Source organism: Paraburkholderia sp. BR14374, assembly GCF_040948685.1.
Classification (GTDB): Bacteria; Pseudomonadota; Gammaproteobacteria; order Burkholderiales; family Burkholderiaceae; genus Paraburkholderia; species Paraburkholderia youngii.
In genome coordinates this window covers 631428-645153 of record NZ_JBFPKF010000002.1, presented here as the reverse complement: position 1 = coordinate 645153, position 13726 = coordinate 631428, and the positions used below count along the sequence as shown (strand labels likewise).

Below are 13726 nucleotides of genomic sequence, written 5' to 3'. Positions count from 1 at the left end.
TGTGGCTCGCCGTTGCCTCCATGCTCGCGCTGTGTGCGCCGTCCGTGCAGGCCGCGACGCTCGACGGTGCGCGCTTGTCGGCGCTGTGGGGCTTGCCCTTCGCGGGTGTGCTGCTGTCGATCGCGATCTTTCCGCTGATCGCGCCAGCCTTCTGGCATCACCATTTTGGCAAGATCGCCGCGGCGTGGGCGCTCGCGTTCATCGTGCCGTTCGCCGTGAGCTTCGGCACGACCGCCGCGCTAGGCGCGCTCGCGCATGCCATGCTCGACGAGTACATCCCGTTCATCATTCTGCTGACCGCGCTCTACACCGTCGCGGGCGGCATCTGCGTGCGCGGCAATCTGCACGGCACGCCGCGCCTGAACACCGCGATTCTCGCGCTCGGCACGTTGCTCGCGAGCGTGATGGGGACGACCGGCGCGGCAATGCTGCTGATCCGCCCGCTGCTGCGCGCCAACGACAATCGCCGGCATGTGACCCACGTGGTCGTGTTCTTTATCTTCCTCGTCGCGAACATTGGGGGCGCGCTGTCGCCGCTCGGCGATCCGCCGCTCTTCCTCGGCTTTCTCGAAGGCGTGAGTTTTTTCTGGACCACCACGCATCTCGCGGCTCCGATGCTGTTCGTGAGCGGCATGCTGCTCGCCGCTTTCTATGCCCTCGACTCGTACTACTTTCACCAGCGCGAGGAGGCGCGTTCCGCCTTCCTCGATCCGACGCCCGACGGCGCGCCGCTCGGCATCGACGGCAAGATCAATTTCGTGCTGCTCGCCGCGGCGATCGCGCTCGTGCTGATGAGCGGACTGTGGCGCCCGCAAATCACATTCGGCGTACTGGGCACCCACGTCGCGTTGCAAAACATCGTGCGTGATGCCGCGCTGATCGTCGTCACGCTGCTGTCGCTCGCGTGGACGCCGCGCGCTGCCCGTGTCGGCAATGACTTCAACTGGGCGCCGATCGAGGAAGTCGCCAAACTGTTCGCCGGCATCTTCGTGACGATCGTGCCGGTCATCATGATCCTGCGCGCGGGAGAAGCCGGCGCGTTCGCGGGCATCGTCCATCTGGTCAACGATCCGTCGGGCGAGCCGCGCGACATCATGTACTTCTGGGCGACCGGCCTGCTATCTTCGTTTCTCGACAACGCGCCGACCTATCTCGTGTTCTTCAATTTGGCCGGCGGCGACGCGCAGACGTTGATGACCACCGGAGCAACCACGCTCGCGGCGATTTCGGCCGGTGCCGTGTTCATGGGTGCGAACACCTATATTGGCAACGCGCCGAACTTCATGGTGAAGGCGATGGCGCAATCGCGCGGCGTGCGCATGCCGAGCTTTTTCGCGTATATGGGCTGGTCCGGCGCGATGTTGCTGCCGTTGTTTGCGCTCACCGGCTGGCTCTTTTTTGGACGCTGACTCTGCAACGCCGAGGCAATCCCTCGACGTGCGATACGGAGACTTGCAATGCAGAAAATCCTCGTTGCCCGTTCGATCTTTCCCGATGTGATCGACCGGCTCAAACAATACTTCGACGTCGACTGGAACGAGGGCGACGTGTTGCCCGCCGACGAGCTGAAGCGCCGGCTCGCGGACAAGGACGGCGCGCTGACGGCCGGCGAGATGATCGATGCGGCCGTGCTCGCCGCGGCGCCGCGTTTGCGCGTCGTGTCGAACATGGCAGTCGGCTACAACAACTTCGACATGGCCGCGTTTAACGCGGCGAACGTGCTCGGCACCAACACGCCAGACGTGCTGAACGAATCGACCGCCGACTTCGGCTGGGCGCTGATGATGGCCGCCGCGCGCCGCATCGCCGAATCGGAGCACTGGCTGCGCGCGGGGCTCTGGCAGAAGTGGAGCTACGACGGCTTCCTCGGCAGCGACCTGTACGGCTCGACGCTCGGTGTGATCGGCATGGGTCGCATCGGCCAGGCGCTCGCGCGTCGCGCGCAGGGCTTCAACATGCGAGTCATCTATCACAACCGCTCGCGCGTCGCGCCGCAAATCGAGGCCGAGCTGAACGCGGAATACGTGTCGAAAGAGGATCTGCTGCGGCGGGCCGACCACGTCGTGCTGGTGCTGCCGTACACGAAGGACAACCACCACACGATCGGCGCGGCCGAACTCGCGCTGATGAAGCCGAGCGCGACGCTGACGAACATCGCGCGCGGCGGCATCGTCGACGATGCGGCATTGGCCGACGCGCTGCGCGACAGGCGCATCGCGGCGGCCGGTCTCGACGTGTTCGAGGGCGAACCGAATCTGAATCCGGCGCTGCTCAGCGTGCCGAACGTGGTGCTGACGCCGCACATCGCGAGCGCGACCGAAACCACGCGCCGTGCGATGGCGAACCTCGCCGCGGACAATCTGATCGCCGGGCTCGGCGCAGGACCGCGCGCCGGTCAGCCGCCGAATCCGATCAACCCCGACGTGATCGGCAAGGCGCGTTCATGACGATGATTCTGGTGGCGGCCGTCGCGGTGCTGGCGGTCGCCCTCGCGATCGCATTGGCCTTACTGGTGCGCGGTCATGACCGCACGGAGCAGCACGAGCAGTTCGAGATGCTCAACGAACGCGTCGATGCCGTCGTCGACGCCCAGGTGCATACCGCCGAGCGGCTCGAGCGGCAACTGCGCAACGACATCGCCGAGACCGCCCGTGTATCGCGCACCGAGCAAAGCGGCGGCTTCGCGCAGTTTCAGCAAACCCTCGCCGCGCAGTTCGGCAGCATGACGACGGTGCAGGGCGGCAAGATCGACGGCTTTGCGCAGCAACTGGACGCCGTGCGTCACAGCCTGCAGGCGCAGGCGCAGCAGGCGCGCGACGAGCAGGGCCGCTCGCTCAAGCAGTTCGGCGACACGCTGAGCCTGCAGCTCGGGCAACTTATCGAGGCGAACGACCGGCGCTTCGCCGAAGTGCGCGCGACGATCGAGCAGCGTCTGAAGGACATCGAGGCGAACAACGCGACGCGGCTCGAGGAGATGCGCCGCACCGTCGACGAAAAACTGCACGCCACACTGGAACAGCGGCTCGGCGAATCGTTCAAGCTCGTGTCCGACCGGCTCGAACAGGTGCATCGCGGGCTCGGCGAAATGCAGACGCTGGCGGCCGGCGTCGGCGATCTGAAGCGCGTGCTGACCAACGTGAAGACGCGCGGCACGTGGGGCGAAGTGCAGCTCGAAGCCTTGCTCGAACAACTGCTGACCGCCGATCAATACGCGAAGAACGTCGCGACGGTGCCGAAGAGCGCCGATCGCGTGGAGTTCGCGATTCGGCTGCCGGGGCGCCCGGAACCGGGCGGCGCGAATACGCCGGTATGGCTGCCGATCGACGCCAAATTCCCGCGCGAGGACTACGAGCGGCTGATCGAGGCGCAGGAGCGCGCCGATCCGGTCGCGGTCGAGGAAGCATCGCGCGCGCTTGAAGTGCGGATTCGCGCGGAGGCGCGCACCATCGCGGAGAAGTACGTGGCGCCGCCGCATACGACGGACTTCGCGCTGCTGTTTTTGCCGACCGAAGGCCTGTACGCGGAAGTGTTGCGCCGGCCGGGGCTCTCGGATCTGCTGCAGCGCGACTATCGCGTGACGATTGCGGGGCCGACCACGCTGACCGCGTTGCTCAATAGTCTGCAGATGGGTTTCCGCACGCTCGCGATCGAAAAGCGTTCGAGCGAGGTGTGGCAGGTGCTCGGCGCGGTGAAAACGGAGTTCGGCAAATTCGGCGACGTGCTCGCGAAGACTAAGGCGCAGCTCGAAACCGTCACACGTTCGATCGAGGCCGCCGAAACGCGCACGCGCATGATGAACCGCAAGCTGCGCGACGTCGAAGCGTTGCCGGGCGAGGAGGCGAGTGGGCTGCTCGGCGATGCGCTGTCGGGTGTGGAACCCGATGAGCAATGAGGGGCGAGGCGCTGGAATTCAGGCTCTTTCAGCTAGCCGCTCCTGCGCATCGCCCGTCACGCTTCTTCCGGTGCGTCGGCCAGATGGATTTCGATACCACCGAAGCGCGACGCGACCCAGTTGTAGGCGTGGCACGCGATCCACAACAGGACGAAGCCGAGGATCGCGTTCAACAGCAGCGCGCTGAACACGGTGCTCAGCTCCACCGAGCCATAGCGCACGAACGCCACCACCACGCCGAGCAGCACGATCGGCACCGAGAATGTCAGATACACGAGGATCAGCGCTTTGGCCGTCTGTCCTGGTGCGATGAACGAGATCTGTTTTTTCATGTAAGTCAAACCCCAGTGTGTCTTAGTAGTGGTAGTGGGTGGAGTGCGGATCAGGTGCTGAGGTAGTGCCGATGTCGTGCGATCGATGCGTCGCCTGGAACGTCAGATGAGACCGTCGAACAGCATGATCGACACGCGATCGCCGACGTCGATTTCGCCCTCGTCGTGGCCGAGCACGATGAAGCAGTTCGCTTCGCTCATCGAGCTCAGCACGCCGGAGCTTTGCGAACCGGTCGGGCTCACGTGCCAGTGTCCGTGCGCGTCCTGTTCGGCGATGCCGCGCTGGAATTCGGTGCGGCCCGCGCGCTTGTCCAGCGCCACGCGGCTCGTCGCGTGAATCACCGGCAACGGCCGCGGCGTCGCGCCGGCCATCAGCAGCAGCGCTTCGCGCACGATCTGATAGAACGTCACCATCACGGCGACCGGATTGCCGGGCAGGCCGAAGAATAGCGCAGGTTTGCCGAGCCCCGGCTGTGCACCGGACCACAGGCGGCCGAACGCGAGCGGCCGGCCGGGGCGCATCGCGAGACTCCAGAAGGCGACGTCGCCGAAAGTCTGCAGCAGTTGCTTCGTGAAGTCCGCTTCGCCGACCGACACGCCGCCCGAAGTCAGCACCACGTCGGCATTGGCCGCGGCGCTGCGCAGCGCGGTTTCGAGCGCGGCCGGCTCGTCACGCACGACGCCGAGATCGAGCGCGTCGACGTTCAGACGCCGCAGCATCGCAAACAGCGTGTAGCGGTTGCTGTCGTAGACCGAGCCGGCGTCGAGCGGCTCGCCGAGCGAGCGCAGCTCGTCGCCAGTCGAAAAGAACGCAACCCGCAGACGCCGCCGCACGCTGACTTCGCCGATGCCGAGCGACGCCAGCAGGCCGAGGTCCGACGCGCGCACGATGCGCCCGGCATGCAGCGCGACGTGGCCACGCGCGAGATCTTCGCCGGCGCGACGGCGGTTCGCGCCCGCCGAGAGCGCGCTGGCCGCGAAGCGGATCGAAGGGGAATCCGCGCTATCGCGCTCGACGCGCTCTTGCGGCACGACGGTGTCGCAGCCGGAGGGCATGCAGGCGCCCGTCATCACGCGCACGCACTGGTTCGCTGCGACGCGGCCCGTGAACGGATGGCCCGCGAGCGCCTTGCCGGCGACCGTCAGCTCGACGCTGTCCGCGCCGCCTCGCGTAGCGGCCGCGAGCGCCGCGTGATTGAACGCGTAGCCGTCCATCGCGGAGTTGTCGTGCGCGGGTACGTCGATCGGCGACACGATGTCGGCGGCGAGCACGCGCTCGAGCGCGTCGCGCAATGCCACGCGCTCGACGGCCGCCACGGGCGTCGCCCACTGCCGGACGATCGCCTGAGCGGCCGGGACGGGTAGCGCATGAGGATCGTACTGCGCGACGCAGCGTGAAAAGTTGTTGAGCGTGGTCATGAATGGCTGGGCGTCGCGACCGGAGACGGGCGCGGCTATTGCCGTGCGGCCGGAGCGGATGTCAGCCGGGGCCTCGATTACGTTCGAGGTCGGCGAGTTCTTGTAACGAGTTGGCATTGTAGAACGCGCGCTCGTCGGCAAAGACGACTTCGACCGTCTTGTGGCGCGCGTACCACGCGCGGACCTTGCGTTCCCCGGCGGCCAGAAACGTGGCCAGGTCGTCCGTCACGGCGGTGCGCATCAGCGCGAACACCGGGTGCAGCGCAGTCTCGCCACGGATGTCGATGGTGGTGACGGTCACGATATCGGCGTGGTTTGCGTCGAGCGCATCAGCGAGGCGCGCGGCGAGGTCGGCTGGCAGCCATGGCGAATCGCAGGGCACACTAAGCAGGTAGGCAGTGCCGGCGGCACGCAGTCCGGCGAGCATGCCGGCGAGCGGGCCGGGAAAGTCGGGGAGCGTATCAGCGACGACCGTCGCGCGATACGGCGCGCCGAGCGCGGCATAGATGTCGGCATGGCGGTTCGCGCTGATCATCAGCGGGCCGGTCTGCGGCGCGAGACGTCGGAGCACGTGAGCGGCGAGCGCTTCGCCGTGCAGCGGTTGCAGCCCCTTGTCGACGCCGCCCATGCGCGTGCCGCGCCCGCCCGCAAGCACGAGGCCGGTGATCTGTTCGCGGGGGATGGACATGCGCCGGCCGCTCAGCCGCCGATGTAGGACATTTCGACGCGACGCCCGGCCGGCTCGCTCGAATCGGCGGGCTGACTGCCGCGCAGCTGCGAGTAGCGGTCACTGCGGCCCTGCCAGATTTCGGCGATGGCGGTGGCGATCTCGGCATCGCTCGCACCGCCGCGCAACAGCGCGCGCAGGTCATGCCCGCCCGATGCGAACAGGCACAGGTACAGCTTGCCCTCGGTCGACAAACGCGCGCGGGTGCAATTGCCGCAGAACGCGCGGGTCACGCTCGAAATGACGCCGATCTCGCCGCCGCCGTCGACATAGCCCCAGCGTTGCGCGGTTTCGGCGGCGCTGTGCGCTTCGAGCGGAACGAGCGGGAAATGCTCGGCGATGCGCGTGACGACGTCGGCGGAAGGCAGCACTTCGGTCATGTTCCAGCCGTTCGAGGTGCCGACGTCCATGTACTCGATGAAGCGCAGCACCGTGCCCGTGCCTCTGAAATGACGCGCCATCGGGACGATTTCGCCGTCGTTGGTACCGCGTTTGACGACCATGTTCACTTTGATCGGCGCGAGCCCGACCTCCTGAGCGGCGGCGATGCCGTCGAGCACGTCGGCGACCGCGAAGTCGGCGTCGTTCATGCGGCGAAACAGTGCGTCGTCGAGCGCGTCGAGGCTGACGGTCACGCGCGTGAGGCCGGCGTCCTTCAGGCTGCGCGCTTTGCGCGCCAGCAACGAGCCGTTGGTGGTCAGCGTGAGATCGAGTGGACGGCCGGCGGGGGTGGTCAAGCGGGCGAGCCGGTCGATCAGGAATTCGAGGTTCTTGCGCAGCAGCGGCTCGCCGCCCGTCAGGCGAATTTTCTCGACGCCATGCGCGACGAACAGCTGCGCGAGCCGCTCGATCTCCTCAAAGCTCAACAGCGCGCTGTGCGGCAAAAACGCATAGTCCTTGTCGAACACCGCGCGCGGCATGCAGTAGACGCAACGGAAGTTGCAGCGGTCCGTCACCGAGATGCGCAGATCGTGCAGCGGACGTGCGAGCGCATCGTGCAGCGCGCCGCTAGGCGTCTGCTCTGGGCCGGTGATGACCGGCGCCGCGCTGAGATCGGCAACAGGGATGATGCGTCGTGACATGAAGTGCTTCGTCAGAGGCTTTATCGGACGGCGGATGATTAATTCTATCGGAAATGCCCGTGGTGGCAGGCGGGCGGCGCGCGTTGTGGGGGTTTACGGGGAGGGAAGTGGCGCGGCTCACGACCAGGATGGGTCACCGCCCCAAAAAAAAGCCCGCCGGGAAGGGCGGGCTTTTTTCAAGTGCAACGACGCGGCTTACTGCGAATGCTTGATCGTTTCGACCTGTTGCATCGGCGTGTTGTCGACCGGCGGCAGCGCCTTGCGCTCACGGACCACACGCGGCGGCTTGACCGTCTGCGCCGCCGCTTCCTGCGCGGCACGCAGTTTGTCGGCGTCGGTGTTCACCCAGATCAGGCCAGCTTGCTCGAGGATCGGCTGCAATGCATCGGCCGATGCGGCGGCGGGCGCTGCGCTGTGCATGGGAGCCGGCTGCGCGGCCGCGGCGACGGGCGCCGGTTCGGCGGCCACGGCCGGTTCCGGTGCGACGACCGGTTGCGGCTCGACGATCTCGGCCTGCGGCGCCGGCACGGCTGCCGGTGCCTCGACGATCGTGGCCGGAGCCGCGGTGTCGAGCGCAGCCGGGGTGGCTTGCGGTTCGGTCGGGACGGTCGGCTGCACTTCCAGCGCCGGCTCGACTGCCGGCGATTCGGCATGCGCGGCAGGTTCGACCGGAGCAACCGGCGCGACCGGTTCGCTCGCAGCCGGCGCGGCTTGCTCTGCTTGCGCCGGCGTTTCGATAGCCGGTTGGGCCGCCACCGGAGCTTGCTCGACTGGCACGACCTTTTCGGTCTTCGCGGCATGTTCCGCGGCGAGAGCCGGCGTTTCGGCTGCCGCATGCAGTTCGGTCACGACGGCGCTTTGCGTTGCGACAGCGGCGACCACCACTTCGACCGGGGTCACGTCCTTCGCTTCGCTGGCCGCACGCGTGTGCTCGACAGGCTGCTCGATACGCACCGGCGCTTCGTCGCTGGCGGCAACGTTGTCACCTTCCGCTTCCGCGACGTCCGCCGCGAGGTTGCCATTCACGTCCTCTTCACGCTCGCGACGACCACCACGACGGCCGCGACGGCGACGACGACGCTCTTCACCGTCCCGTGCGACCGCTTCCTGATCGACCGGCACGCCGTTTTCACCGGCTGCGGCGCGGTTGCGGGCGAGTTCGTCGGCGGCTTGCGTGTCGGTTTGCGTCAGCGCCGCGGCGGCTTCCGCCTGCGGCTTGCGACGCTCGCCACGCTCGACGCGTTCAGCGCGTTCGCCACGCTCGCGGCGCTCACCGCGTTCCTGACGTTCGGCGCGTGCCGTGCCTTCGACTGCTTCCGCGCGCTCGGCGCCGCGGGTCTCGCGTTCGCGTGCTTCACGCGGCTCGCGAGCCTCACGCGGTTCGCGGCCTTCACGAGCCTCACGCGGTTCGCGTTGCTCACGCGGCGCGCGCGGCTCACGGCCCTCGCGTGCCTCGCGGCCTTCGCGTTCCTCGCGACGCTGCGACGGCTGCTGAGCTTGCGCCTGACGGCCGCCGGTGACGCCTTCGCCACGCGCTGCCGCGTCGCGGCCGCCTGCGCCGCCACGGCGATTGCGGTTGCGATCGCCGCCGCGCTCGCCGGTGCGCTCACCGCGCTCGGCGCGTTCGCCGCGTTGCGGACGGGCTTGCTTGTCGGTCGTGGCCGGTGCGGCAGGTGCCGGAGCGGCCGGCTGCATGCCGAACAGATTCTTCAGCCAGCCGATGAAGCCGCCGCTGGCCGGCGTCACCGCGACCGGAGCGGGGGTAGCCGCCGGGCGGACCGGCGCGCTCGGAGCCGGCTTCTCGGGCGTGATGCCCTTGACCGCCGCTTCCTGCTTCGGCTTCACTTCCTCGGTGCGCTTGCTGTAGCCGGTTTCCGATTCGAGCTCGCGGGCTGCTTCTTCGGCCATCTTCCACGATGCGCGCGGATCGTCGAGGCGCGCGTCGTCGTGACGCAGACGCTCGAGCTTGTAGTGCGGCGTATCGAGGTGCTTGTTGGGGATCAGCACGACGTTGACCTTGAAACGCGACTCGATCTTGTTGATTTCGGCGCGCTTCTCGTTCAACAGGAAGGCGGTCACTTCGACCGGCACCTGGCAGTGGATCGCCGCGGTGTTTTCCTTCATCGCTTCTTCCTGAATGATCCGCAGCACTTGCAGCGCGGACGATTCGGTATCGCGGATGTGACCCGTGCCGTTGCAACGCGGACACGTGACGTGACTGCCTTCCGACAGCGCCGGACGCAGACGCTGGCGCGACAGCTCCATCAGGCCGAAGCGCGAAATCTTGCCCATCTGGACGCGGGCGCGGTCGTGCTTCAGCGCGTCTTTAAGACGCTGCTCGACTTCGCGCTGGCTCTTGGCCGATTCCATGTCGATGAAGTCGATCACGATCAGCCCGCCCAGGTCGCGCAGACGCAACTGGCGGGCGACTTCGTCGGCGGCTTCGAGGTTGGTGCGCGCGGCCGTTTCCTCGATGTCGGCGCCCTTGGTGGCGCGCGCCGAGTTCACGTCGATCGCGACGAGCGCTTCGGTGTGGTCGATGACGATCGCGCCGCCCGACGGCAGCGGTACGGTGCGCGAGTACGCGGTTTCGATCTGGTGCTCGATCTGGAAACGCGAGAACAGCGGCACGTCGTCGTGATACCGCTTCACCTTGCTGACATTATCCGGCATCACGATGTCCATGAAGGCGCGTGCCTGGTCATGGATTTCGGTCGTGTCGATCAGGATTTCGCCGATATCGGGCTGGAAGTAGTCGCGAATCGCGCGGATCACGAGGCTCGATTCGAGATAGATCAGCATCGGCTGGCCGGCCGTGCCGCTTTGCGACGCGGCTTCGATCGCGCGCCATAGCTGCATCAGGTAGTTCAGGTCCCATTGCAGCTCTTCGGCGCTGCGGCCGATGCCGGCCGTGCGCGCGATGATGCTCATGCCTTCCGGCAGTTGCAGCTGCGCCATGGTTTCGCGCAGTTCCTGACGGTCGTCGCCTTCGATCCGGCGCGACACGCCGCCGCCACGCGGGTTATTCGGCATCAGGACCAGATAGCGGCCGGCGAGCGAGATGAACGTGGTCAGGGCCGCGCCCTTGTTGCCGCGTTCTTCTTTTTCGACCTGGACGATCAGTTCCTGACCTTCCTTCAGCGCGTCCTGGATGCGTGCAGAACGCATGTCGACGCCATCGCGGAAGTACTGCCGGGCGACTTCCTTGAACGGCAGGAAGCCGTGGCGGTCTTCGCCGTAGTTGACGAAGCAGGCCTCGAGCGACGGCTCGATGCGCGTGATGATGCCCTTGTAAATATTGCCTTTGCGCTGTTCGCGCCCGGCGGTTTCGATGTCAATGTCGATGAGTTTTTGCCCATCGACGATGGCGACGCGCAGTTCTTCCTGCTGCGTCGCATTGAACAACATTCGTTTCATTGAACGGCTCCAGAGCGGCCTCGCCGGCCCAGCTGCGCGGTTGTCAGTCGCGAGAGCGTAAAGGGCAGGCGTGCCGCGTCTTATTGTGTTTTCACAAGCACGCTGGAGCGGGAAAGATGGCGGGAGAATTGCCTGAGAGGGCCCGGCCCGATGGAAAGATGGGCACGGTGCCGCAGGGCACATGCGAACACGGCTTCAAATCATGGCCTGACACGCCGCGTTTAGCCAGCAGACCTTCATAAGTCTTCGTCCTGTGAAGCGGGCGCGCCAACTGGGCGCGCGAGCGAAGGGCCGAAGTCCGCGGTCATGCCGCAACGGGAAGTTCGCGCAGGCGGCGCGTCTTTTCCTGCTGGGGGTGTCTCGCCTTTCTTTTGACGTCGCCATGTCTTGTACTTTCTACAAGACGCCTCGGGCGCACGCCGTATTTTCGCGACTTGCAGCTTCGTCCAGCAGGGCGTCATACCACCCGGATCACGAAGCTGGAAGCTAAATTCTTTTTTACCAAAATTCCGTTACCGTCGAAGCCGACCTTGACCGAACGCGCCTGCGGGCGCCGTCCCTGCCGGGTGCTGACTTCGTGCGTGCAACTTGTTGCATCTCATTTTCAGGGTGAGCAACCAGACCCCGGCGCAAGTAAAATAACGGTTTATCGCTTGCGCTCGCGCAATCCACCCGCATTCCGGACGCTGTGCGGACACCGCGCCGGCCGTCGCGGACTGCTGGGCAAATTATATTCAGAATGAAAGAGTTAGGCAAAACATCACAGAGATCGGTTGCAGGCGCGGTCGAAGGCTCGGTTTCGGGCGACCAGGTTTCGCTGATCGAAATCGACGACGGATCGGCCGGTCAGCGCATCGATAATTTCCTGCTGCGCGTCTGCAAGGGCGTGCCGAAAAGCCATATTTACCGCATCCTGCGCAGCGGCGAAGTGCGCGTGAACAAGGGCCGGATCGACGCCCAATACCGGCTCGAACCGGGCGATCTCGTGCGTGTGCCGCCGATCCGCGTCGCCCAGCCGAATCAGGCCGCAGCCCACGTGCCCGTGCCCGCGGCGGGCTTTCACATTCTGTTCGAAGACGACCATTTGCTGGTGATCGACAAGCCAGCCGGCGTCGCGGTCCACGGCGGCAGCGGAGTCGCGTTCGGCGTGATCGAGCAGATGCGCGCGGCGCGGCCCCAGGCGAAATTCCTCGAACTCGTGCACCGGCTGGATCGCGAGACCTCGGGCATCCTGATGCTCGCGAAGAAGCGCGCGGCGCTCGTCAATCTGCACGAGCAGATCCGCGACAACCGGATGGACAAGCGCTACTACGCGTGCGTGCACGGCGAATGGGCAAGCGACTGGGGGCGCCGTCGCGCGGTGAAGGAGCCGCTGCACAAATACCTGACCGCCGACGGCGAGCGTCGCGTGCGCGTGCAGGCCGATGGCCTCGCTTCGCACACGATCTTCAATCTGGTCGACCTCTGGCCCGAATACGCGTTGTTGGAGGCGGAACTGAAGACTGGGCGCACGCACCAGATTCGTGTGCATTTGCAGCATCTGGCGCTACCGATCGTTGGCGACGCCAAATACGGTGATTTCGCGCTTAACAAGGCTCTTGCGCGCGCGAACGCGAAGCCTGGGATCAAGCGTATGTTTCTGCACGCTTACCGGCTCAAGCTCACGCATCCGGCCACCGGCGCGCCGTTGCAACTCGAGGCGCCGCTGCCGGCCGACTGCCGCGGCTTTATAGAACAACTCAACGAACTACGCACTGGGTCCAACCCGGAGACGACCTTGCATGGCTAGAGAGCAATTTGACCTGATCGTGTTCGACTGGGATGGCACGTTGATGGATTCGACCGCGCATATCACGCGCAGCATCCAGGCGGCGTGTCGCGATCTCGGCCTGCCGGTTCCCGCCGACGAAGCCGCGAGCTATGTAATCGGCCTGGGCCTGCGCGACGCACTGCGGATCGCCGCGCCGACGCTCGATCCTGCCGACTATTCGCGGCTTTCCGAGCGTTATCGCTTTCATTTTCTGGTAAAGGACCAGACCACCGAGCTGTTCCCCGGCGTGCGCGAAATGCTTCAGGAATTGCGCGATGTCGGCTATCTGCTTGCGGTCGCGACCGGCAAGAGCCGCGTCGGGCTCAATCGCGCGCTCGATCAGGCACGTCTGACGAGCCTGTTCGACGGCACGCGCTGCGCTGACGAAACCTTCTCGAAGCCGCATCCGGCAATGCTGCACGAGCTTACCCGCGAACTGGGGCAGGATACGGCGCGCACGGTGATGATCGGCGATACGACGCACGACTTGCAGATGGCGCTCAACGCAGGCGTGGCGGGCATCGGCGTGACTTACGGCGCGCATCCGGCGAATTCGCTGAATGCGATGTCGCCCAAGTTCGTTGCTTCGAGCATCAGCGATTTGTCCAGCTGGCTGCGGGAGAACGCATGAGCGCCGACGGCGTGAATGCCGCGACGGCCGCGGCTTCTCAGGCAGTGCGCATTTGCGCGGCCGAGGAGTTAGTCGACGGTGGCGAAGGCGTCCGGCACGACGCGCTGCTCGGCGGGCAGGGTGCCGTGGTGTTTTTCGTCCGCTATGATGGGTGCGCGTACGGCTATCTGAACCGCTGCGCTCACGTGCCGATGGAGCTCGACTGGCAGGAAGGGCAGTTCTTCGACTCGTCCGGCTTATACTTGATGTGCGCGACACATGGCGCGATTTACGCGCCGGATACCGGCAAGTGCGTCGGTGGGCCGTGTCGCGGGGGCAGATTGCGGGCCGTGCAGGTCGAGGAACGCGATACGCCTGAGGGTCGTGCGGTCTTCTGGTTGCCTGACGGCGAATTGCTGCCGGTCACGCGCTGATTT

The 13726-nt window shown here is 66.1% G+C and carries 11 protein-coding genes; 6 read left to right on the top strand and 5 right to left on the bottom strand.

The features are described 5' to 3' along the window. Positions 1–20: 20 nt before the first annotated feature. The 3 genes from AB3X86_RS06875 to AB3X86_RS06865 are packed head-to-tail and all read left to right on the top strand — an operon-like array spanning position 21 to position 3892. Entirely contained in the window at positions 21–1409 is a 1389-nt protein-coding gene (locus AB3X86_RS06875) for a sodium:proton antiporter (RefSeq protein ID WP_368595413.1), read from the top strand. A 48-nt stretch (positions 1410–1457) separates the two neighbouring features. Next, a complete protein-coding gene (locus AB3X86_RS06870) occupies positions 1458–2447 on the top strand; it encodes a D-glycerate dehydrogenase (RefSeq protein WP_176124186.1) in 990 nt (329 codons plus the stop codon). After that, positions 2444–3892 (top strand): DNA recombination protein RmuC, encoded by a 1449-nt coding sequence (locus AB3X86_RS06865; RefSeq protein ID WP_368595361.1) that lies wholly within the window; start codon positions 2444–2446, stop codon positions 3890–3892. The genes AB3X86_RS06870 and AB3X86_RS06865 overlap by 4 nt, the downstream gene beginning before the upstream one ends. A 56-nt stretch (positions 3893–3948) precedes the next feature. Here the strand turns inward: AB3X86_RS06865 and AB3X86_RS06860 are convergent, their stop codons facing one another. The 5 genes from AB3X86_RS06860 to AB3X86_RS06840 all read right to left on the bottom strand — a co-directional run bounded on the left by AB3X86_RS06860 (position 3949) and on the right by AB3X86_RS06840 (position 10869). Then, entirely contained in the window at positions 3949–4224 is a 276-nt protein-coding gene (locus AB3X86_RS06860) for a hypothetical protein (RefSeq protein WP_008923126.1), read from the bottom strand. Between the two features lie 102 nt (positions 4225–4326). After that, positions 4327–5643, bottom strand: coding sequence for a gephyrin-like molybdotransferase Glp (gene glp, locus AB3X86_RS06855; protein ID WP_368595360.1), 1317 nt, complete (start codon positions 5641–5643; stop codon positions 4327–4329). 61 nt (positions 5644–5704) lie between these two features. Next, positions 5705–6331, bottom strand: coding sequence for a molybdenum cofactor guanylyltransferase MobA (gene mobA, locus AB3X86_RS06850; protein ID WP_368595359.1), 627 nt, complete (start codon positions 6329–6331; stop codon positions 5705–5707). Between the two features lie 11 nt (positions 6332–6342). After that, entirely contained in the window at positions 6343–7452 is a 1110-nt protein-coding gene (moaA, locus tag AB3X86_RS06845) for a GTP 3',8-cyclase MoaA (RefSeq protein ID WP_368595358.1), read from the bottom strand. A gap of 195 nt (positions 7453–7647) precedes the next feature. Next, the gene (locus AB3X86_RS06840; RefSeq protein WP_368595357.1) at positions 7648–10869 is read right to left on the bottom strand and encodes a ribonuclease E/G; all 3222 of its coding nucleotides are present in this window, start codon (positions 10867–10869) and stop codon (positions 7648–7650) included. Between the two features lie 739 nt (positions 10870–11608). Here AB3X86_RS06840 and AB3X86_RS06835 point away from each other — a divergent pair. Genes AB3X86_RS06835 through AB3X86_RS06825 form a run of 3 tightly spaced genes read left to right on the top strand, consistent with a single transcriptional unit; the run spans position 11609 to position 13723 of the window. Beyond that, positions 11609–12658 (top strand): RluA family pseudouridine synthase, encoded by a 1050-nt coding sequence (locus AB3X86_RS06835; protein ID WP_368595356.1) that lies wholly within the window; start codon positions 11609–11611, stop codon positions 12656–12658. Next, positions 12651–13310: an HAD-IA family hydrolase gene (locus tag AB3X86_RS06830; RefSeq protein WP_368595355.1), complete on the top strand. Its 660-nt coding sequence runs from the start codon at positions 12651–12653 to the stop codon at positions 13308–13310. Before AB3X86_RS06835 ends, AB3X86_RS06830 begins: the two co-directional genes overlap by 8 nt. Next, the gene (locus AB3X86_RS06825; protein ID WP_368595354.1) at positions 13307–13723 is read left to right on the top strand and encodes a Rieske (2Fe-2S) protein; all 417 of its coding nucleotides are present in this window, start codon (positions 13307–13309) and stop codon (positions 13721–13723) included. The genes AB3X86_RS06830 and AB3X86_RS06825 overlap by 4 nt, the downstream gene beginning before the upstream one ends. The last annotated feature ends 3 nt before the right edge of the window (positions 13724–13726 follow it).